Consider the following 22,190-nt stretch of genomic DNA (forward strand, 5'->3'; position numbering starts at 1 on the left):
CCCGGCCGCGTGTCACGCTGGACGCATGCCCGAAGGTGACACGGTCTGGCAGGCAGCGCGGCGGTTGCACGACGCCCTCGCGGGCCGGGTGCTGACCCGCAGCGACTTCCGGGTGCCGGCGTACGCCACGGTCGATCTGGCCGGCCGGACCGTGCTGGACACCGTCGCACGCGGCAAGCACCTGCTCACCCGGATCGAGGGCGGTCTGACCCTGCACACGCACCTGCGCATGGACGGCGCCTGGAAGGTGTACGGCAGCGGGGAACGCTGGAAGGGCGGCCCCGCCCACCAGATCCGCATCGTCCTCGCCACCGCCGGCCGCAGCGCCGTCGGCTACCGCCTGCCCGTGCTGGAGCTGCTGCCCACCGCGCAGGAGACGCAGGCCGTCGGTCATCTCGGCCCGGACCTGCTCGGTGCCGACTGGGACCCGGAGCGGGCACTGGCCAACCTGCTGGCCGACCCCGCCCGCCCCCTCGGCGAGGCACTGCTCGACCAGCGCGTCCTCGCCGGCATCGGCAATGTGTACAAGAGCGAGCTGTGCTTCCTGCTCGGCGTGACCCCGTGGCTGACCGTCGGTTCCCTGCCCGCCGAGCAGGCCGCCCGGCTGCCCGGGCTCGCCAAGAAGCTGCTGGAGGCCAACCGCGACCGTCCGGTCCGGCAGACCACGGGTCTGCGTGCGCCGCGTCTGTTCGTGTACGGCCGCGCGCCGCGGCCCTGCCTGCGGTGCGGCACCTCCCTCCGGGTGGCCGACCAGGGCGACGGCTCCCAGGAGCGCCCCACCTACTGGTGCCCCGTCTGCCAGCGCGGCCCGGCGCCACCGCCGGGTTCCGCGCAGCGGTGGCGGGAGCGCCACCGCCGCAGCACGAGGTGACCGCGCGCCCGCAGCGCGGGCTCACACCGGTCCCGAGCCGTCGTCCGGCGCACGGGGCGGCCCGTCGCCGCCCGTCTCGAACGGCCATCCGCCCTGACCGGCGGTGAGCGTGTGCCCGCCGTGCCCGTACGGCCATCCCCCCGACGCCCAGAACGACGCACCGCCGCCTTCTCCGGCCGCCGGGCCGTCCGCGCGCCCGCCGGACACCACCCCCGGCCCTGCATCGGAACCGACACCGGCAGGAGAACCCGACCCTGCACCGGGGCCGACACCGGCAGGAGAGGCAGTCGGCCGCGTCGCGGACCCGGTCCGGTCGCCGCCGTCGCCGTCACCGCCTGCCGGCGCACCACCCGTGCGGCGGCGGATCAGCGCCGCCGTCCTGCGGCGGCGGCCCGGGCGGCCGCGTTCGTCGCTCTGGGGCATGCAGTGCACGGGCAGCACGCTCAGCCCCCAGCCGCCCGCCGCCACCGCGCCCTCGAGCACCCCGGCGTCGTCCGTCAGCAGCAGCCGCAGCACCGCCCACCACCACAGCGCGCCGAGTCCGGCAACGGTCCCCCAGCGCACCGCCGGCCCTGCCATCGCACCCAACCGCACGCCTACCTCCTGCCCGACGCCGAACGCCGCCCGCGCGCAGCAGGAGGGCGCACCGATGCACGCACAGGCGCACTGGTCGCTTCCTGACGCGGGTGCCCCAGGGACGCGACCCGCCTCCACGATCCCCCTGCGACAGCGCCGGCACAAACGAAAGCCCCGGCCAGGGGCTCCTGGGGTCGTCAGGAGCAGCCCCGGCCGGGGCTCGTCGGTCATGACTGCGGGCGAGTCGACGCAAGCGAGGACAGGCCACGCGGTACGGCACGCGGTCCACGCGCCGCCCGGTCGGCGCCGGCACCCGCGACGGAGGCGGGTGGGCGCGCCGGATCAGGCGGCGACGACGTCCACCGCTTCGGCGGTGGCGGGGGCCTTGATGGTCACCCGTTCCGGTGGCACACCGGTCACCGAGACGGAACCGAGCATCGGACGCACCGGCGTGGGCACCGCATCGGTCGCCGCGGCGGACTGGGCCAGCTCGGCGAGTGCCAGCTCGTCGCTGACCTCCCGCATCAGCTCGGACATCCGTACGTCCAGCGCGTCGCAGATGGCGGAGAGCAGTTCGGAGGAAGCCTCCTTCTGCCCCCGCTCCACCTCGGAGAGATAGCCGAGCGAAACCCGGGCGGACGAGGAGACTTCGCGCAGAGTACGGCCCTGGCGCTGCCGCTGCCGACGCAGCACGTCACCCAGCAGGCGACGGAGCAGAATCATCGGTGGCTCCCTCCTCGGACCGCGTAGCCGCATCCATCACGCCCCACCGTACCGCCTCGCGCCGCGGCCGTGCGGGGAGCGATGTCGTGTTCACTCAGGGCTGCAAACATCAAAACCCCCCGTTCCGTTCCGTATCCTGTGCCCGCTCATTCCTGGTCTGTTCGCCCGCTATCTGCCCCAGAAGCAGTGCGAGTACGCTCCGTACAGTCTCCATACGAATTTCCGTCCGACCGCCGTTCAACCGCAATGCGGTCGTTTTCCCGCCACAGCCGTCCCCTTCTTCCCCGCGGGCGGGTCCGGCGACGGCCACGAAGACCGTGCCGACGGGTCGGCCGTCCTGCGGGTCGGGTCCGGCGACACCCGTGGTCGCGATGCCCCAGTCGGCGTCCAGCGCCTTGCGCACGCCGACGGCCATCTGGGCCGCCACCTGCGGATCCACCGCCCCGCGCTGGGCCAGCAGAGTGGCGTCCACCCCCAGCAGCCGGTGCTTGAGATCGGTGGCGTAGGCGGTGACCGACCCCCGGAAGACGGCGGACGCCCCCGGCACGGTGGTGATCTCGGCCGCGACCAGGCCGCCGGTCAGCGACTCGGCGACGGCGACCGTCTCGCCCCTGTCCTTGAGCAGCCGGACGACCTCGGCGGCCGGTGCACTCACCCTCGCGACTCCTCCAACGCGGCCCCGCGCTCGGCGATTCCCCGCCGGCGCAGCACCATGGCCTGTCTCACATAGTCCAGCCCGGTCACGACGGTCAGCACCACGGCCACCGCCATGACCCAGAAGCGCAAGGTCGCCAGCCATCCGGTCAGCGCCAGCACGTACATCCCGACGGCCACGCCCTGGGTGAGCGTCTTCAGCTTGCCGCCGCGGCTGGCGGGGATGACGCCGTAGCGGATCACCAGGAAGCGCAGCAGCGTGATGCCCAGTTCGCGGCCGAGGATCACCCCCGTCACCCACCAGGGCAGGTCACCGAGTGCGGACAGGCAGATGAGGGCCGCCCCCATGATCGCTTTGTCGGCGATCGGGTCGGCGATCTTGCCGAAGTCGGTGACCAGGTTGTACGTCCTGGCCAGGTGGCCGTCGAACAGGTCGGTGATCATGGCGATGGCGAAGGCCGCCCAGGCGAACGACCGCCATGCCGGGTCGTACCCCCCGTCGGCCAGCATCAGCAGCACGAAGGCGGGCACCAGCAGCAGCCGCAGCATGGTCAGCAGGTTCGCCACGTTCCACACGCTGGCCTGGTTCACGGCCGCCGCCGCGATCTTCCCGCCACGTGCGGGCCTGCCGACGGCCGGCTCCTGCGCCCCACGGTCGCCTCCACCCGCTGCGGCACCGGAGGTCCCGTCCGCGCCGGTGCGGCCCGAGGCCGCCCCTCGTGCGCCGGTGGGGCCGCCCGCCGCGGACGCCGGGACTCCGGTCATCTGCCCGCCTCCTCACGCCCGAGGGCGCCCGGCAGCGGCTGCGCCACCAGGTCCACGCCCTGCGCGCCGGTCACCTTCGCCTCGACCATCTCACCGACGCGGACCGTCTCGGCACCGGTCAGCAGCACCTGCCCGTCCGTCTCGGGCGCCTGGTGCGCGGCACGGCCGAGAACGCCCTCCTCGTCGTCCACGGACTCCACGAGTACCCGCACCGTCTCCCCGATGCGTTCCTCGGCCCGCTGCGAGACGAGTTCCTCGGCCAGCCGGGTCACCCGCTCCAGCCGTTCGGCGACGACGTCCTCGTCCAGCTTGCCGTCGAATCCGGCCGCCTCGGTGCCCTCCTCGTCGGAGTAGCCGAAGACACCGATGGCGTCCAGCCGCGCCGCGTCGAGGAACCGTTCCAGTTCGGCCAGGTCGTCCTCGGTCTCGCCGGGGAAGCCGACGATGAAGTTGGAGCGCACACCGGCCTCGGGCGCCTTGGAGCGGATGGTGTCCAGCAGCTGGAGGAAGCGGTCGGTGTCGCCGAAGCGGCGCATGGCGCGCAGCACGCCGGGCGCGGAGTGCTGGAAGGACAGGTCGAAGTACGGGGCGACCTTCTCGGTGCCGGTCAGCACGTCGATGAGGCCGGGGCGCATCTCGGCCGGCTGCAGGTAGCTGACCCGGATCCGCTCGATGCCGTCGACCGCGGCCAGCTCGGGCAGCAGGGACTCCAGCAGCCGGATGTCGCCGAGGTCCTTGCCGTAGGACGTGTTGTTCTCGGAGACCAGCATGACCTCCTTGACGCCCTGCTCGGCCAGCCACCTGGTCTCGTTCAGCACGTCCGAGGGGCGGCGGGAGACGAAGGAGCCCCGGAAGGAGGGGATGGCGCAGAAAGAGCAGCGCCGGTCGCAGCCGGAGGCCAGCTTGACCGAGGCGACCGGGGAGCCGTCCAGGCGGCGGCGCAGGGGTGCACGCGGGCCGGAGGCCGGGGCGACGCCCTCGGGCAGGTCGGCCGGGCCGTGGCCCGGAATGACGACGTCCGCCTTGGCCTGCTGGCGCTCCACCGGGCTGATCGGGAGCAGCTTGCGCCGGTCGCGCGGCGTGTGCGGGGCGTGGATGCCGCCGCTGAGGATGGTCTGCAGGCGGTCGGAGATGTCCGCGTAGTCGTCGAAGCCGAGCACGCCGTCCGCCTCGGGCAGTGCCTCGGCGAGTTCCTTGCCGTACCGCTCGGCCATGCAGCCGACCGCGACGACGGCCTTGGTTCTGCCGTTGCCCTTCAGGTCGCTGGCCTCCAGCAGGGCGTCCACGGAGTCCTTCTTGGCGGCCTCCACGAAGCCGCAGGTGTTGACCACGGCGACGTCCGCCTCCGCGGCGTCCTTGACGAGCTGCCAGCCGTCCGCCTCCAAACGGCCTGCGAGCTCCTCCGAGTCCACCTCGTTGCGGGCGCAGCCGAGAGTGACGAGTGCGACGGTACGGCGTTCAGGCATGGGCTCAAGACTACTTCGTTCCGGCGACAGCCCACGTCGAAGGGGTTGGCCCGAGCAGGACCAACCCCTTCGTCACGCGTCCGCCCGTCTCCGGACGGGTCCCTATCCGGCCTGCGGGTCGCCCTTGGTGTAGGTGAGGCGCTCGACGGCACCCGGCTGGAACTGGTCCTCGATCTTCTTGCCGTTGACCCACAGCCGGACCGCGCCGGCGTCGCCGAGGACGAGGTCGATGCGGGAGTTGTCCTGGAAGGTCTTCGACTCGCCCTTGTTCAGCAGCCCGTCGAAGAGCATGCGGCCGTTGTGGTCCTTGGCGGAGATCCAGCTGCGCCCGTTCGGGGCGCTGATCCGCACGGTCACCTTGTCCTGGGGCGCGGCCGCGATGGCGCTCTCGGACGGAGCGGCCTTGTGGTCGGCGGATTTGCTGTGCTGCGGCGCCGGCGTGTCGGACGCGCCGGCGGAGGGCGTGGAGCCCTCGGCGACCTGTGTCCGGGCGTCGCTGTCGCCGCCGCCCGTTCCCTTGACGGCGGTGAAGCCGACGAAGCCGATGACGACCACGATGGCCGCGACCATGGCCGCGGTCCAGTTGGGCCCGCGCCGTTCCGGGCGGATACGTTCCGCCTCGAACAGCGGGGCGGCGGGGGTCGGGGCCGGGCGGCCGCCGTGCTCGGCGTCGTACTGCGCGAGCAGCTCGGCGGGATCGAGGTGCACGGCGCGGGCCAGGGTCCGGATGTGCCCGCGGGCGTAGACGTCGCCGCCGCAGGGGGCGAAGTCGTCGGCCTCGATGGCGCGCACGATGGCGTTGCGGATCCGGGTGGCGGCGCTGACCTGGTCGACGGTCAGGCCGGCAGCGAGGCGCGCATCTTTCAGGACACGGCCGATGGAGGGGCGGGCTTCCTCGGAAACGTCTTCGAACGGACGCTCGTCTTCAGGGGAGTTGCCGATGGACACGGGGGCGCCTTTCGAGCGTGTAGCCGCCTGTGCTGGACGTTCAGTCTAGGGGCGGAGCACAGGAGGGAGCGACCCGGCGGTAGCACTTTGTACGCCATCGGAATGGCCGGACAATCCGATGGTGGGACAGGTGCCGGACCCGCCACGGGAGTCCGGCACCGTGCCCTGTGTCCACCTTGACGAACAGCCGGCGCAAAGGGTTGCCCGCCCTCGCCCGCCCGTCGGAATCGGTACGGCCCGCGCCGCGGATGGCCCCCGATACGGCCCGCGCCGCGGACGGCACCCGATACGGCCCGGGCGGGCGGGCGACAGACGCACTCCCCCGCCCGCCCGGGTGCCCAGCGTCCGCCCGGGTGCCCAGCGTCCGCCCCGCCCCGGTCGCAGCATCCGTCGCCGGGCCCTACGCCTCGCCCCGGAGCGTGGCGAGCACGCTGTCCAGGTCGTCCGGCTTGACCAGCACCTCGCGCGCCTTGGACCCCTCGCTGGGGCCGACGATGTTCCGGGACTCCATCAGGTCCATCAGCCGCCCGGCCTTCGCGAAGCCCACGCGCAGCTTGCGCTGGAGCATGGAGGTGGAGCCGAACTGGGTGGAGATCACCAGCTCCGCCGCCTGGCACAGCAGGTCGAGGTCGTCGCCGATGTCCTCGTCGATCTCCTTCTTCTGCTTGCTGCCCGTCAGCACGTCGTCCCGGAAGACCGGCGCCATCTGCTCCTTGCAGTGCCTCACGACGGCGGCGACCTCCTCCTCGGTGACGAAGGCGCCCTGCATGCGCACCGGCTTGTTCGCCCCCATCGGCAGGAACAGCCCGTCGCCCTTGCCGATGAGCTTCTCGGCGCCGGGCTGGTCGAGGATGACCCGGCTGTCGGCCAGCGAGGAGGTCGCGAAGGCCAGCCGGGAGGGCACGTTCGCCTTGATCAGACCGGTGACGACGTCCACCGACGGCCGCTGCGTGGCCAGCACCAGGTGGATGCCGGCCGCACGCGCCAGCTGCGTGATGCGCACGATGGCGTCCTCCACGTCCCGCGGAGCGACCATCATCAGGTCGGCCAGCTCGTCCACGATCACCAGCAGGTACGGGTAGGGCTGGAGCTCCCGCTCGCTGCCGGGGGGCGCCGTGACCTTTCCGCTGCGCACCGCCGCGTTGAAGTCGTCGATGTGCCGGAACCCGTAGGCGGCCAGGTCGTCGTACCGCAGGTCCATCTCGCGCACCACCCACTGCAGCGCCTCGGCGGCCCGCTTGGGGTTGGTGATGATCGGCGTGATCAGGTGCGGGATGCCCTCGTAGGCGGTCAGCTCGACCCGCTTGGGGTCGACCAGGACCATCCGCACGTCCTCCGGCGTGGCCCGCATCATCACCGAAGTGATCAGGCAGTTGATGCAGGACGACTTGCCGGAGCCGGTGGCGCCGGCGACGAGGATGTGCGGCATCTTCGCGATGTTGGCCATCACATAGCCGCCCTCGACGTCCTTGCCGAGCGCGACCAGCATCGGATGGTCCTCCTCTGCGGCCTCCGCCAGGCGCAGCACGTCCCCGAGGTTGACCATCTCGCGGTCGGTGTTGGGGATCTCGATGCCCACCGCGGACTTTCCGGGGATCGGGCTGATGATCCGCACATCCGGGCTGGCGACCGCGTAGGCGATGTTCTTCGTCAGCGCGGTGATCCGCTCGACCTTCACGGCGGGGCCCAGCTCGACCTCGTACCGCGTGACCGTCGGGCCGCGGGTGAAGCCGGTGACCCGTGCGTCGACCTTGAACTCGGTGAAGACGGTGGTCAGCGCGTTCACGATGGCGTCGTTGGCGGCGCTGCGCTCCTTGCCCGGGCCGCCCCGGCGCAGCAGGTCCAGGGGCGGCAGGGCGTAGGTGATGTCGCCGGCAAGCTGCAGCTGCTCGGCGCGCGGCGGCACCTCCCGGCTCTCGGCCGGCGGGGCCTTGGTCAGGTCGGGGACCGGTTTCGTCACATCCGGGACGGGCTTGGTGAGGTCCGGGACGGGCCGGGCGGGGTCCGGGAGCGTCCTGGTGCGTTCGGGCGTGCCGCCGGTGGGCCGTGCGGGCGCGGGGGGCGCCGCTGCGGTCTCCGCGCCGCGGGCCGGCACGGACTGCGCCCCGGCCTCGGTCCCGGTCTCCGCGCCGGTTTCGCGCTCGGATTGAACGCCGGTCCCGGACGCGGGCCGCGCCGCGGGACGGTCCCGCTCGGGCCGGGCGGCCGGGACGGGAGCGGTGGCGCGATCGGCCACGCCGACGCCCTGGGTGAGGTCGGCGACGACCGGGGACGGCGGCATGCCGTGCAGCACCGCGCCGTCGAGCGCGGCGGCGGCAGCGGCGGCGACGTCCACGGCGTCCATCTGCCGCCCCACCTCCGGCTGCGGCACGGCCGAACGCCGGGGCCGGCCACGCCGTTTGGCCAGGGCCTCCTGCTCGGCCGCCTCCGGGTCCTGGCCCTGCGCGGCGCCCCGGCGCCGGCGCGGGGGCGCGGACGTGGACAGGGCCTCGCGCCACTGCTCCTCGTACCGCACGTCGTCCTCGGTGTACGGCCCGGACTCCTCCGGGTCGGACAGCACACCGAGCTTCACGCCGAGCTGCCGCAGCCGCTGCGGGATCGCGTTGACCGGTGTGGCGGTGACGACCAGCAGCCCGAAGACGGTGAGCAGCACCAGCAGCGGAACGGCCAGCACCTCGCCCAGGGCGAAGGTCAGCGGGGTCGCCGCGCCCCAGCCGATCAGGCCGCCGGCGTCCCTTATCGCCCGCATGCCGTCGCTGCGGGCCGGCGAGCCGCAGGCGATGTGCACCTGCCCGAGCACGCCGAGGACCAGCGCGCTCAGCCCGATGACGATCCGGCCGTTGGCCTCGGGTTTTTCCGGATGCCGGATGTAGCGCACGGCGATCACCGCGAGCAGCACGGGCACCAGCAGATCCAGCCGCCCGAAGGCTCCGGTGACCAGGATCTCGACCAGGTCCCCCACCGGTCCGCGCAGGTCGGCCCAGGTGCCGGCGGCGACGATCAGGGCGGCGGCGAGCAGCAGCAGCGCGATGCCGTCCTTGCGGTGCGCGGGATCGAGGTTCTTGGCGCCCCTGCCCACGCTTCTCAGCAGTGCACCGACGGCGTGGGCGAGCCCCAGCCACAGGGCACGCACCAGGCGGAACAGGCCGCCGGTCGGATTCGGCGCGGGCTTGCTCGCCGCGGCCTTCCTGGCGGGCGCCTTCTTCGCGGGGGTCTTCTTCGCCGGCGCCTTCCTGGCCGGGGCCTTCTTCGCAGCGGCCTTCTTCGCCGGAGCCTTCGCGGGAGCGGCCGCCTTCTTCGCCGGCGGCTTCTTGGCTGCGGAGGGACGTGAGGCCATGGGTGTGAGGTTACCGCCGGAGAGCACAGCGGACACGTGTGCCCACTGCTTCACCCGTTCGTGTCGTGTTCTTCTGAGGGCCGCTGACGCTCCCTCAGCCCCGTCGGCCGCCTCGGGCGGTCACCGCACCGGGGGCGGGCAGACAACAGCCGCGCCGGCGGACGTGACGCCTCGGTCGTGGCGCCCGGCCCGCTGCGCGGCCGTCAGCTCTGGGAGGGCACCGACGAAGCGCCCCCGGTGCCCGGCTCCAGGGCGTCCAGGGCGCGGCGCAGACCCGTCAGCTTGCGTTCCAGGTGGGCTGCCGTGGCGACCGCCGCCGCGTCGGCGGACTCCTCGTTCAGCTGCTTGGACAGGGCCTCGGCCTGTTCCTCCACCGCGGCCAGCCGGGCGGACAGCTCCGCGAGCAGTCCCGCGGACTCCTTGCCCTCGCCGACGCCGCCCTTGCCGCCTTCCAGTTGCAGCCGGAGCAGGGCCGCCTGCTCCTTCAACTGGCAGTTCTTCATGTACAGGTCGACGAAGACCGACACCTTCGCCCGCAGCACCCACGGGTCGAACGGCTTGGAGATGTAGTCGACCGCACCCGCAGCGTAGCCGCGGAAGGTGTGATGCGGGCCGTGGTTGATCGCGGTGAGGAAGATGATCGGGATGTCCCGGGTCCTCTCCCGCCGCTTGATGTGCGCGGCCGTCTCGAAACCGTCCATGCCCGGCATCTGGACGTCGAGCAGGATGACCGCGAAGTCGTCCGTGAGCAGTGCTTTGAGCGCTTCTTCCCCGGACGATGCCCGGACCAGCGTCTGATCGAGCGCAGAGAGGATGGCCTCCAGCGCCAGCAGATTCTCCGGCCGGTCATCGACCAGGAGGATCTTGGCCTTCTGCACCATGGCCCGCCCTCCTCGCCCCGGCTTGGGGCCTCCCCTGTCCGCAGGACCTGGAACGACACCGGCGGATGCCGCCCCAGGGGACGACTCCCTTGCGCCGCCCGTCCTTGTGCCGGTCATCGTAGCCGCACCCCGCCTGTCGCCACACCCTGTCACCGCGATGTCACTGTGCACGTAGCAGAAACGCGGCAGACGACGGGAAGGTTCCCCCGTTCCCGCACCCGACCACGACAACGTGCACCTCGTCTCGACAAGTTCACCACGTCGCGCACCGGCCGGCACCCGCCGCGGACCCCGTGGCCCCCGGGGATCCCGGCCCGCACCGTCACTCCCCTCGCATCCACTTCTCCATCACACCCAGCAGATGGTCGGGGTCGACCGGCTTGGTGACGTAGTCGGAGGCCCCCGACTCCAGCGCCTTCTCCCGGTCGCCCTTCATCGCCTTCGCGGTCAGCGCGATGATCGGCAGATCGGCGAACTGCGGCATCCTGCGGATCGCGGTGGTCGTCGCATACCCGTCCATCTCGGGCATCATGATGTCCATCAGGACGACCGCCACATCGTCGTGCTGCTCCAGCACCTCGATGCCCTCGCGGCCGTTCTCCGCGTACAGAACGGACAGCCCGTGCTGCTCCAGGACGCTGGTCAGCGCGAACACATTGCGGATGTCGTCGTCGACGATCAGCACCTTCTCCCCGCCGAACCGGACGTCCCGGTGCCACTGTTCCCGGCTGTCGGCGTCGGCCGCCACGCCCGCCCGGTCCGGCAGCCGGTCCGCGCCCGTCCCGTCCTCGGCCTGCCCCTCCGCCTGCTCGGCGGCCGACAGGGACCGGCGGCGGCGCCGGAACAGGGCCGCCGCACCGGACTGTGCCTCCTGGTACGACCTGACCTCGGCCGGCGTCTCGACCTGACCGGACGACAGCTCGGACAGCTCCGACTGCTCCGGCTCCGCGGCCACGCGTTCGTCCGACTCCAGCGCGGACCCCGGCTGCTGGTAGCCCTGCGGCGGCAGATCGCCCGGGTGCAGCGGCAGATACAGCGTGAAGGTCGAGCCGCGGCCCGGTTCGCTCTGCGCGTGGATCTCACCGCCGAGCAGCTGCGCGATCTCCCGGGAGATGGACAGCCCGAGACCCGTGCCGCCGTACTTGCGGCTGGTGGTGCCGTCCGCCTGCTTGAACGCCTCGAAGATCACCCGCATCTTGCTGGCCGCGATGCCGATGCCGGTGTCGGTGACCGAGAACGCGATCATCTCCGCGTCCGGGTCGGTGAGCGAACCGGCCTCCAGCAGCTGCTCCCTGATGGCCTGCGGCACGTCGTCCCGGGCCGGGCGGATGACCAGCTCCACCGAACCGGAGTCGGTGAACTTCACCGCGTTCGACAGCAGATTGCGCAGCACCTGCAGCAGCCGCTGCTCGTCGGTGTGCAGCGTGGCCGGCAGCTCCGGCGACACCCGCACCGACAGATCCAGGCCCTTCTCCGCGGTCAGCGGCCGGAAGGTGGCCTCCACGTAGTCGATGAGCTGCACGAGCGCGATGCGCGTCGGGGAGACGTCCATCTTGCCCGCCTCGACCTTCGACAGGTCCAGGATGTCGTTGATCAGCTGCAGCAGGTCGGAACCGGCGCCGTGGATCGTCTCGGCGAACTCCACCTGCTTCGGCGACAGATTCCCCTCGGCGTTGTCGGCGAGCAGCTTGGCCAGGATCAGCAGCGAGTTCAGCGGCGTCCGCAGCTCGTGCGACATGTTCGCCAGGAACTCGCTGCGGTACCGCATGGACACGGCCAGCTGTTCCGCCCGCTCCTCCAGGACCTGGCGGGCCTCCTCGATCTCGGAGTTCTTCGCCTCGATGTCCCGGTTCTGCTGGGCCAGCAGCTCGGCCTTCTCCTCCAGTTCGGCGTTGGACGCCTGCAGCGCCAGCTGCCGCTGCTCCAGCTCCTCCGACCGCAGCCGCAGCTGCTCGGTCAGCTCCTGCGACTGCTTGAGCAGCTGCTCGGTCTTGGTGTTGACGGAGATGGTGTTGACGCTGGTGGCGATCATCTCCGCGATCTGGTTGAGGAAGTCCCTCTGGATCTGCGTGAACGGCGTGAACGAGGCCAACTCGATCACACCGAGCACCTTGCCCTCGAACAGCACCGGCAGCACGATCACCTGCGCGGGCGGCGCCTCGCCGAGCCCGGAGGAGATCTTCAGGTACCCGCTGGGCGCCTGGTCCACCAGGATCGTGCGCTTCTCCTTGGCCGCCGTCCCGATCAGGCCCTCACCGGGCCGGAACGACGTCGGCATCGAGCCCACCGAGTAGCCGTAGGAGCCCAGCATCCGCAGCTCGTAGGCGTCCCCGTCGCCGCCCAGCTCCGTGTCGTCGGCCGGCGGCATCGCCACGAAGAACGCACCGTGCTGCGCGGAGACCACCGGCGTCAGCTCCGTCATGATCAGCGAGGCCACGTCCTCCAGGTCCCGGCGGCCCTGCATCAGCGCCGAGATCCGGGCCAGGTTGCCCTTGAGCCAGTCCTGCTCCTTGTTCGCGATCGTGGTGTCGCGCAGGTTCGAGATCATCTTGTTGATGGAGTCCTGCAGCTCCTTGATCTCGCCGGAGGCGTCGACGTCGATCTGCAGCTCCAGGTCTCCGCGCGTCACCGCGGAGGCCACCCGCGCGATGGCACGCACCTGCCGGGTCAGGTTCCCGGCCATCTCGTTCACGGACTCCGTCAGGTCCCGCCAGGTGCCGTCCACGTCCCGCACCCGCGCCTGCCCGCCGAGCTGGCCCTCGGTGCCCACCTCCCGGGCGACCCGCGTGACCTCCTCGGCGAACGACGACAGCTGGTCGACCATCGTGTTGATGGTCGTCTTCAGCTCCAGGATCTCCCCGCGGGCGTCGATGTCGATCTTCTTCGTCAGGTCGCCCTTGGCGATGGCGGTGGTGACCATGGCGATGTTGCGCACCTGACCGGTCAGGTTGGACGCCATCTGGTTCACCGACTCGGTCAGGTCCTTCCAGGTGCCGGCCACCCCCGGCACATAGGCCTGTCCGCCGAGGATGCCGTCCGTGCCGACCTCACGGGCCACCTTGGTGACCTGGTCCGCGAACGAACTCAGCGTCTTGACCATGGTGTTGAAGGTGTCCGCGAGCTGCGCGACCTCGCCGCGCGCCTCGATCGTCACCGTCCGCGTCAGATCACCGTTGGCCACCGCCGCGGCGACCTGCGAGATGTTGCGCACCTGCATGGTCAGGTTGTTGGCCATCAGGTTGACGTTGTCGCTGAGGTCCTTCCAGATGCCGACCACGCCCGGCACGTGCGCCTGGCCGCCCAGGATGCCCTCGGTGCCCACCTCGCGCGCCACCCGCGTGACCTGCTCGGCGAACGACGACAGCTGGTCCACCATCGTGTTCACGGTGGTCACCAGCTCCAGGATCTCGCCCTTGGCATCGACCGTGATCTTCTTCGACAGGTCGCCCTTGGCGACGGCCGTGGTGACCTCGGCGATGTTGCGGACCTGCATGGTGAGGTTGTTCGCCATGCCGTTGACCGACTGGGTCAGGTCCTTCCAGGTGCCCGAGACCCCCTCGACCTTCGCCTGGCCGCCCAGGATGCCTTCGGTGCCCACCTCCCGGGCCACCCGCGTGACCTCCTCGGCGAACGACGACAGCTGGTCCACCATCGTGTTCAGCGTGTTCTTCAGCTCGAGGATCTCCCCGCGGGCGTCCACGGTGATCTTCTGCGACAGATCACCGCGCGCCACCGCCGTGGCGACCTGCGCGATGTTGCGCACCTGGGCGGTGAGGTTGCCGGCCATGCCGTTGACGGAGTCGGTCAGGTCCCGCCACACACCGGCCACGCCCGGCACCTGCGCCTGACCGCCCAGCCGGCCCTCGGTGCCCACCTCGTGCGCCACCCGCGTGACCTGGTCGGCGAACGCGGAGAGCTGGTCGACCATCGTGTTGATGGTGTTCTTCAGCTCCAGGAACTCCCCGCGCGCGTCCACGTCGATCTTCTGCGACAGATCACCGCGCGCCACCGCCGTCGTCACCTGGGCGATCTGCCGCACCTGCGAGGTGAGGTTCTCCGCCATGAAGTTGACGGAGTCGGTCAGCTCCTTCCAGGTGCCCGACACTCCGTCCACCCGGGCCTGACCGCCCAGCCGGCCCTCCGTGCCCACGTCCCGGGAGATCCGGATGACCTGGTCCGCGAAGGACGACAGCTGGTCCACCATCGTGTTCACGGTGTTCTTCAGTTGGAGCATCTCGCCGGAGACGTCCACGGTGACCTTCTGCGACAGATCACCGTTGGCCACCGCCGTCGTCACCTGCGCGATGTTCCGCACCTGACCGGTCAGGTTGCGGAAGGCGGTGTTGACCGAGTCCGTCAGGTCCTTCCACGCACCGGCCGCGCCCGGCACCTGCGCCTGGCCGCCCAGCTCGCCCTCGACCCCGATCTCCCGCGCAACGCGCGTCACCTCGGCACCGAACGCGGACAGCTGGTCCACCATGCCGTTGACGGTGTTCTTCAGCTCCAGCATCTCGCCGGCCACGTCCACGGTGACCTTCTGCGACAGATCACCGTTGGCCACCGCCGTCGTCACCGCGGCGATGTCCCGCACCTGCGTGGTCAGGTTCCGGAACACCGTGTTCACGGAGTCCGTCAGGTCCTTCCAGGTGCCCGCGACCCCCGGGACGTTCGCCTGGCCGCCCAGCCGGCCCTCCGCGCCGACCTCGTTGGCCACCCGCGTGACCTCGTCCGCGAAGATCCGCAGCGTCTCCGTCATCTGGTTGATCGTCTCGGCCAGCCGCGCGACCTCGCCGCGCGCCGGGACGGTCACCTTCTGCGACAGATCACCGTTGGCGACCGCCGTGGTGACCTGGGCGATGCCGCGCACCTGCGCCGTGAGGTTCCCGGCCATCAGGTTCACCGAGTCGGTGAGCTCCTTCCACGTGCCGGCCACCCCCGGCACATGCGCCTGACCGCCGAGGATGCCGTCCGTGCCCACCTCCCGGGCGACCCTGGTCACCTCGGAGGAGAACGCGGACAGCTGGTCCACCATCGTGTTGACGGTGTTCTTCAGCTCCAGCATCTCGCCGGCGACCTGCACGGTCACCTTCCGCGACAGATCGCCCTTGGCGACCGCCGTCGTCACCAGCGCGATGTCCCGCACCTGGTCCGTCAGCCGGGACGCCATCATGTTGACGGAGTCCGTCAGGTCCTTCCACGACCCGGACAGCCCGCGTACCCGCGCCTGCCCGCCCAGCTTGCCCTCGGTGCCCACCTCGCTGGCCACCCGCGTGACCTCGTCGGTGAACGTCGACAGCTGATCGACCAGGTTGTTGACCGTCCGCCCGACCTTGAGGAACTCCCCGCGCAGCGGATGCCCCGCGGGACCCGGGGTACGCAGCTCCATCCGCGGGGACAGATCGCCCTCCGCGACCGCGGACAGCACCCGCCCGACCTCGGAGACGGGCCGGACCAGATCGTCGACGAGGGCGTTGCAGTCCTCGATCGCCGTCGCCCAGGACCCCTCGCTGGCCCCCGCCTCCAGCCGCTCCGTGAGCTTTCCGTCACGCCCCACCATGCGCCGCACCCGCGCCAGCTCACCGGTCAGGTGCAGATTCCGGTCGGCGACCTCGTTGAAGACGGCGGCGATCTCCGCCATCACGCCGTCCCCGGACACCGTCAGCCGCTTGCGGAAGTTCCCGTCCCGCATCGCCTCCAGGGCGGCCAGCAACCTGTTCAGCGCGGCGGTGTCCACCGTGGTGGTCCTGCCGCGCGGCGTGCGCCTGCTGCTCGGGGACTGACCGGACGGTCCGCTCCTCGCGCGCGTCCTCGTGCCCCGCGTCGCTGCGCCAGACTCCACTGTGTCCCTCCCGCAGGGATCGACCGTTACTGCTGTGCCCCGGTATCACGGCATGGTGGTACCGGCATCCGCTCTGCCGTCGCCGGTGCGACCGGGCCGCCGGGGGCTGCTGCCCCGCCGGGCGCCTCGCCACTCCGCCCGTTCACACCGTCACTACAAGCCTGCCCAGTGTTTCACCCCCGCCGAACCAGGCCATAACAGTTCGGCAGCTTCGCACACCGTCCGCACGCCCTCCGGGCGAAAACACCGATGACCGGCATCCGCACGGACGGCGAAGGTAAGTAACCTTGCATGCGGCTGTCCAGCCACGCCGGTCCGTCCGGCCTGGGCGGTGGCACAGGTACGAGCGGGCATCGGAGGGCAGCCGCACACTATGACCACCGGAGTGATCGGGGGACAGCCCCTGCAGCCTCGGGCGTCCGGTGCGCCGCTGTCCGCGCAGCACCACGCGCCGCTCGGCCCGCACGGGGACGTCGACAACCGGACGAGGAGTTCTGTGATCACCGCGCGCGCGGCCGCCAGCTTCGAGCCCCTCGGGCGATCCGTCGCGACCGCCCGGTCCTTCGTCCGCGACACCCTCCACGGGTGGGGCTTCGCCGACGTCGTCGACGACGCGGTGGTCCTCACCAGCGAACTGGTCACCAACGCCGTCGTCCACGCCGGAACCGCCGCCGAGGTGGTCTGCCTGCGCAGCGACCACGGGGTGCGCATCGAGGTCTCCGACCGCTACCCGGAGCGCGAGGTCCCCGTGCAGAGCGCCCCGGTCACCATGGGCAGTCCCGATCAGGAAGGCGGCCGCGGCCTGCAGCTGTGCGCGGCCCTCGCCGGCCGCTGGGGCGTGGAGTACACCCCGACGCACAAGACCGTCTGGTTCCAACTGGACCTGCCCGAACGCCCCGTCGGCACCCGCTCCGCCGGCCCGGTCCTGCCCACCGAACTCCTCCCGGCGACCGAGGGACGGGTCCGCGTCGCCGTCGTCCAGGTCGACCGCAACGGCACCGTCACCGCCTGGAACGAGGACGCGGAGGCCCTCTTCGGCTACGCCGCCGACCAGGTCGTCGGCAAGCCGCTGACCGACCTCGCCGCCTGGCCGCACACCCCGGGCACCGGCACCGGCATCGCCGAGGCGCTCCAACTCTCCCGCTGGGAGGGCAGTTACGGCATCCGCGGCGTCCACGGCCGCGTCATCCCCGTCTACGGCTCGCATCTGCGCGTCCGCGACACCAGCGGCGAGCCCTCCACGGTGTGCCTGCTCGTCCGCGACCACGAACGAGCCGTGCTGCAGACCCCGTTGCGCGCCACCGGCGACACGGGCACCTCCTCCGACAGCGCCACCGCCGACCCCTTCGAGGTCTTCATCGGCTCTCCCGCCCCCGATGATCTCGACACCCTCCTGCAGCGCACCGTCGAACGGGCCCGCGACATGCTCGACGGCGACGCCGCCTTCCTGCTGCTGGCCACCGACGACGAGACCGAGCTGGAGGTCCGCGCCACCACCGGTCTGCCGTCCGCCCGCCAGCGCTTCGCCCGTGTCCCCGTCGAGGCCGGTCCCGGCCGCTACGGCTCGGCCCGCATGCCGGCCGTCCACGACGACCTCACGGCCGTGCCCGGCGCCGTTCCCCTGCTCCGCGGCACCGGCATGCGGTCCCTCGTCACCGTTCCGCTGAAGGTCGAGGGCCGCCTGACCGGTTCGCTCGGCGTGGCCGCCGAAGCACCCGGCAGATACTCCAACGAGGAGGCGCTGCGCCTGCAGTTCGCCGCGGACCGCATCGCGCTGGCCGTCGAGTCGGCCCGGCTGGGCGAGCTGGAGCGGCTGCGCCGCGGCTCCCTCAGTTTCCTCGTCGAGGCCTCCGACCTGCTGGCCGGCACCCTGGACCGCGACCAGACGCTCGCCCTCATGGCACAGATGACCGTGCCGACGCTGGCCACCTGGTGCGCCGTCTACACCATCGCCGACCAGGCCTCCGAACCGTTTCTGTCCTACGTCCTGCACGAGGACGAGGAACTCATCGACGGCATCAAGTCCCTGCTGTCGAAGATCCCGCCGCCGGACCCGGTGCCCACCCCGGGCGCCCGGGTGTGGACCGCCCCCGGCGAGGCCGCCCACCAGGCCGCGCTGCGCTCCTCCATGCGCAGCCTCGGCCTCGGCGACTCCCACCACCAGGTCGGCACGTCCATCGGCCCCACCCTCGCCACGGCCGCCGCGGTCGGCGGCGAGACGGTGGTGCTGCCACTGGTCGCCCGCAACCGCGTCATCGGCATGCTGACCCTCGGCAAGCCCACCGACGAGCACTTCCGCCAGGAGATCCTGGAACTCGCCGAGGACCTCAGCCGCCGCGCCGCCCTCGCCCTGGACAACGCCCGGCTGTACTCGGAACGCACAGCCATCAGCCAGTCGCTGCAGCGCAGCCTGCTCCCGCCGGGCCTGCCGCAGATCGACGGGGTGGAGGTCGACGTCATCTACCGCGCGGCCGGCGAAGGCAACGAGGTCGGCGGCGACTTCTACGACCTGTTCCCCATCCGTGACGGCGCCTACGGCTTCGCGATCGGCGACGTGTGCGGCACGGGCCCGGAGGCCGCGGCCGTCACCGGCCTGGCCCGGCACGCCCTGCGTCTGCTGGCCCGCGAGGGCTACGACGGCCCGTCGGTCCTGCAGCGCCTGAACTCCGCGATCCTCGACGAGGGCGCCCGCAGCCGCTTTCTCACCCTGCTGTACGGCGAGTTGCGGCCCCAGGAGAACGGCAGCGCCGAGCTGAAGGTGGTCTGCGCCGGCCATCCGCTGCCGCTGCGCCTGCGCCAGGACGGCACGGTCGAACCGGCCGCCGAGCCGCAGCCGCTGCTGGGCGTCATCGAGGACCTGGAACTGTACGAGCAGACCGTCGTCCTGGATCCGGGAGACGTCCTGCTGTGCGTCACGGACGGCGTCACCGAACGCCGCGAGGGCACGCGCATGCTGGGCGACGACGGCCTCGCGGACGTGCTGACCACGTGCACGGGTCTGACGGCCGGCGCGGTGGCCGCACGCATCATGCGGGCGGTGGAGCGTTTCGCCCAGGACGCGCCGTCCGACGACATGGCGATCCTGGCGATGCGGGTCCCGGAGAACTAGGCCCGGCAGGCGCCCGGTTCGCGGCCGGATTCCGCGCCGGGCTCACCGGCCGCCGACGGCCTGACACAACAGCAGACGAAAAAGACCCCGCCGTTACGGCGGGGTCTTTTTGCTCGAGCCCCCAAACGGAATCGAACCGTTGACCTTCTCCTTACCATGGAGACGCTCTGCCGACTGAGCTATAGGGGCCTGTCACCTCGGCGGGGTTTCCCTCGCGGCGACTGAATAGATCATACCCCGAACTCGGCCGTGCTCCCAAACGCCGTCGGTGCACCGAGCCCACCGCCCGCCAAGACGCTCTGCTGCATCTCCCCGTCCGGCCGCCGATCCCCTTACGGCACCGAAGGGTTGGCCGGCCGGCGCCTTCCTGCCTCAGCCCCCTACGGCGTCCGTACGACCATGCCCGGCAGGGGCCCCGGGGACCAGCACCGACGGGCCTCCAACAGCCGGTACAGCGGCGCCTGAAGCGTCTGGAAGCAGCACAAGCTCTCCAACACCCACCCACTCGACGACAAGCCCTCAAACGCAATTGCCGCGTCGCCTGCGCTGTTGCGCCGCAGTGCGCGACAGCTCCGATTCCGCGATGCCCCGGTTGTACGCAGTGGGCCACACCCTCGTCCTCCTCGGACGGCCGCACGGTCCGGGCACCCGTCGTCAGTCGACGTACAACAAAAAAGAGTTGGGCCCGGAACCGAAGTTCCGGGCCCAACTCTTCAACGATTAGTCCGGCGGCGTCCTACTCTCCCACAGAGTCCCCCCTGCAGTACCATCGGCGCTGTAAGGCTTAGCTTCCGGGTTCGGAATGTAACCGGGCGTTTCCCCTACGCTATGACCACCGAAACACTATGAAACAATCAACCAACCAGCCATCAGCTGTTCATTGCTTCAGAACCAACACAGTGAACGCGAGCACCTGAGGACAAGCCCTCGGCCTATTAGTACCGGTCACCTCCACCAGTCACCTGGCTTCCAGATCCGGCCTATCAACCCAGTCATCTACTGGGAGCCTTACCCCATCAAGTGGGTGGGAGCCCTCATCTCGAAGCAGGCTTCCCGCTTAGATGCTTTCAGCGGTTATCCCTCCCGAACGTAGCCAACCAGCCATGCCCTTGGCAGAACAACTGGCACACCAGAGGTTCGTCCGTCCCGGTCCTCTCGTACTAGGGACAGCCCTTCTCAAGACTCCTACGCGCACAGCGGATAGGGACCGAACTGTCTCACGACGTTCTAAACCCAGCTCGCGTACCGCTTTAATGGGCGAACAGCCCAACCCTTGGGACCGACTCCAGCCCCAGGATGCGACGAGCCGACATCGAGGTGCCAAACCATCCCGTCGATATGGACTCTTGGGGAAGATCAGCCTGTTATCCCCGGGGTACCTTTTATCCGTTGAGCGACGGCGCTTCCACAAGCCACCGCCGGATCACTAGTCCCGACTTTCGTCCCTGCTCGACCCGTCGGTCTCACAGTCAAGCTCCCTTGTGCACTTACACTCAACACCTGATTGCCAACCAGGCTGAGGGAACCTTTGGGCGCCTCCGTTACCCTTTAGGAGGCAACCGCCCCAGTTAAACTACCCATCAGACACTGTCCCTGATCCGGATCACGGACCCAGGTTAGACATCCAGCACGACCAGACTGGTATTTCAACGACGACTCCACCCGAACTGGCGTCCAGGCTTCACAGTCTCCCAGCTATCCTACACAAGCCGAACCGAACACCAATATCAAACTGTAGTAAAGGTCCCGGGGTCTTTCCGTCCTGCTGCGCGAAACGAGCATCTTTACTCGTAGTGCAATTTCACCGGGCCTATGGTTGAGACAGTCGAGAAGTCGTTACGCCATTCGTGCAGGTCGGAACTTACCCGACAAGGAATTTCGCTACCTTAGGATGGTTATAGTTACCACCGCCGTTTACTGGCGCTTAAGTTCTCAGCTTCGCCGACCCGAAAGCCAGCTAACCGGTCCCCTTAACGTTCCAGCACCGGGCAGGCGTCAGTCCGTATACATCGCCTTACGGCTTCGCACGGACCTGTGTTTTTAGTAAACAGTCGCTTCTCGCTGGTCTCTGCGGCCAACCCCAGCTCCGAGCGCAAGGCCCACCACCAGGACTGGCCCCCCTTCTCCCGAAGTTACGGGGGCATTTTGCCGAGTTCCTTAACCATAGTTCACCCGAACGCCTCGGTATTCTCTACCTGACCACCTGAGTCGGTTTAGGGTACGGGCCGCCATGAAACTCGCTAGAGGCTTTTCTCGACAGCATAGGATCATCCACTTCACCACAATCGGCTCGGCATCAGGTCTCAGACTCAATGGCATGCGGATTTACCTACACACCGTCCTACACCCTTACCCCGGGACAACCACCGCCCGGGATGGACTACCTTCCTGCGTCACCCCATCACTCACCTACTACCAGCTCGGGCCACCGGCTCCACCACTCCCACTGACGTCAAAGACGACAACGGGCGGCTTCACGGGCTTAGCATCACTGGATTCGATGTCGGGCGCTTCACAGCGGGTACCGGAATATCAACCGGTTATCCATCGACTACGCCTGTCGGCCTCGCCTTAGGTCCCGACTTACCCTGGGCAGATCAGCTTGACCCAGGAACCCTTGGTCAATCGGCGCACACGTTTCTCACGTGTGAATCGCTACTCATGCCTGCATTCTCACTCGTCAACCGTCCACAACTCGCTTCCACGGCTGCTTCACCCGGCAGACGACGCTCCCCTACCCAACCCAGCACCCGTTAAGGCTTCACGCTGGATTGACACGACTTCGGCGGTACGCTTGAGCCCCGCTACATTGTCGGCGCGGAATCACTAGACCAGTGAGCTATTACGCACTCTTTCAAGGATGGCTGCTTCTAAGCCAACCTCCTGGTTGTCTCTGCGACTCCACATCCTTTCCCACTTAGCGCACGCTTAGGGGCCTTAGTCGATGCTCTGGGCTGTTTCCCTCTCGACCATGGAGCTTATCCCCCACAGTCTCACTGCCGCGCTCTCACTTACCGGCAT

Annotated in this window: 11 protein-coding genes, 1 tRNA gene and 2 rRNA genes (1 of these 14 running past the window's edge); 2 read left to right on the forward strand and 12 right to left on the reverse strand. The window is 70.1% G+C overall.

Annotated features, from left to right (window positions below):
* Positions 1-25: 25 nt before the first annotated feature.
* A complete protein-coding gene (locus OG899_RS06020; protein ID WP_125498188.1) occupies positions 26-871 on the forward strand; it encodes a DNA-formamidopyrimidine glycosylase family protein in 846 nt (281 codons plus the stop codon).
* 21 nt (positions 872-892) lie between these two features.
* Here the strand turns inward: OG899_RS06020 and OG899_RS06025 are convergent, their stop codons facing one another.
* From OG899_RS06025 to OG899_RS06065, 9 genes are all read right to left on the reverse strand, one after another.
* Positions 893-1,450: a hypothetical protein gene (locus OG899_RS06025; protein WP_168130792.1), complete on the reverse strand. Its 558-nt coding sequence runs from the start codon at positions 1,448-1,450 to the stop codon at positions 893-895.
* Between the two features lie 339 nt (positions 1,451-1,789).
* A complete protein-coding gene (locus OG899_RS06030) occupies positions 1,790-2,170 on the reverse strand; it encodes a helix-turn-helix domain-containing protein (protein WP_125498190.1) in 381 nt (126 codons plus the stop codon).
* 109 nt (positions 2,171-2,279) lie between these two features.
* A complete protein-coding gene (locus OG899_RS06035; protein WP_125498191.1) occupies positions 2,280-2,825 on the reverse strand; it encodes a CinA family protein in 546 nt (181 codons plus the stop codon).
* On the reverse strand, positions 2,822-3,589 hold the full coding sequence (pgsA, locus tag OG899_RS06040; RefSeq protein WP_125498192.1) for a CDP-diacylglycerol--glycerol-3-phosphate 3-phosphatidyltransferase: 768 nt from the start codon (positions 3,587-3,589) through the stop codon (positions 2,822-2,824). The genes OG899_RS06035 and pgsA overlap by 4 nt, the downstream gene beginning before the upstream one ends.
* Complete coding sequence (gene rimO / locus OG899_RS06045) at positions 3,586-5,055, reverse strand: 30S ribosomal protein S12 methylthiotransferase RimO (protein WP_125498193.1); 1,470 nt, start codon at positions 5,053-5,055, stop codon at positions 3,586-3,588. The genes pgsA and rimO overlap by 4 nt, the downstream gene beginning before the upstream one ends.
* Before the next feature lie 102 nt (positions 5,056-5,157).
* Positions 5,158-6,003 (reverse strand): RodZ domain-containing protein, encoded by an 846-nt coding sequence (locus OG899_RS06050; protein WP_125498194.1) that lies wholly within the window; start codon positions 6,001-6,003, stop codon positions 5,158-5,160.
* Positions 6,004-6,403: 400 nt separating this feature from the next.
* Entirely contained in the window at positions 6,404-9,340 is a 2,937-nt protein-coding gene (locus OG899_RS06055) for a DNA translocase FtsK (protein ID WP_125498195.1), read from the reverse strand.
* 203 nt (positions 9,341-9,543) lie between these two features.
* Complete coding sequence (locus OG899_RS06060) at positions 9,544-10,221, reverse strand: two-component system response regulator (RefSeq protein ID WP_125498196.1); 678 nt, start codon at positions 10,219-10,221, stop codon at positions 9,544-9,546.
* A gap of 322 nt (positions 10,222-10,543) precedes the next feature.
* Positions 10,544-16,060, reverse strand: coding sequence for a HAMP domain-containing protein (locus tag OG899_RS06065; protein WP_189343424.1), 5,517 nt, complete (start codon positions 16,058-16,060; stop codon positions 10,544-10,546).
* Between the two features lie 373 nt (positions 16,061-16,433).
* Here OG899_RS06065 and OG899_RS06070 point away from each other — a divergent pair, with 373 nt between their 5' ends.
* On the forward strand, positions 16,434-19,169 hold the full coding sequence (locus tag OG899_RS06070; protein ID WP_168130794.1) for a SpoIIE family protein phosphatase: 2,736 nt from the start codon (positions 16,434-16,436) through the stop codon (positions 19,167-19,169).
* Positions 19,170-19,285: 116 nt separating this feature from the next.
* Here OG899_RS06070 and OG899_RS06075 read toward each other — a convergent pair.
* The 3 genes from OG899_RS06075 to OG899_RS06085 form a co-directional block, all read right to left on the reverse strand.
* Positions 19,286-19,358 (reverse strand) — tRNA-Thr (locus OG899_RS06075).
* A 534-nt stretch (positions 19,359-19,892) separates the two neighbouring features.
* Positions 19,893-20,009: ribosomal RNA gene (gene rrf / locus OG899_RS06080) — 5S ribosomal RNA — on the reverse strand.
* 75 nt (positions 20,010-20,084) lie between these two features.
* Positions 20,085-22,190, reverse strand: a 23S ribosomal RNA gene (locus OG899_RS06085); it runs 1,019 nt beyond the window's last position.

The organism is Streptomyces thermoviolaceus (assembly GCF_045209695.1).
In the GTDB taxonomy this organism is placed as follows: Bacteria; Actinomycetota; Actinomycetes; order Streptomycetales; family Streptomycetaceae; genus Streptomyces; species Streptomyces thermoviolaceus.

Coding starts and splice junctions, on each gene's coding strand:
- pgsA (WP_125498192.1), bottom strand. CDS start 3,589: ATGACCGGAGTCCCGGCGTCCGCGGCGGGCGGCCCCACCGGCGCACGA.
- OG899_RS06030 (WP_125498190.1), bottom strand. CDS start 2,170: ATGATTCTGCTCCGTCGCCTGCTGGGTGACGTGCTGCGTCGGCAGCGG.
- OG899_RS06055 (WP_125498195.1), bottom strand. CDS start 9,340: ATGGCCTCACGTCCCTCCGCAGCCAAGAAGCCGCCGGCGAAGAAGGCG.
- OG899_RS06070 (WP_168130794.1), top strand. CDS start 16,434: ATGACCACCGGAGTGATCGGGGGACAGCCCCTGCAGCCTCGGGCGTCC.
- OG899_RS06020 (WP_125498188.1), top strand. CDS start 26: ATGCCCGAAGGTGACACGGTCTGGCAGGCAGCGCGGCGGTTGCACGAC.
- rimO (WP_125498193.1), bottom strand. CDS start 5,055: ATGCCTGAACGCCGTACCGTCGCACTCGTCACTCTCGGCTGCGCCCGC.
- OG899_RS06060 (WP_125498196.1), bottom strand. CDS start 10,221: ATGGTGCAGAAGGCCAAGATCCTCCTGGTCGATGACCGGCCGGAGAAT.
- OG899_RS06025 (WP_168130792.1), bottom strand. CDS start 1,450: ATGGCAGGGCCGGCGGTGCGCTGGGGGACCGTTGCCGGACTCGGCGCG.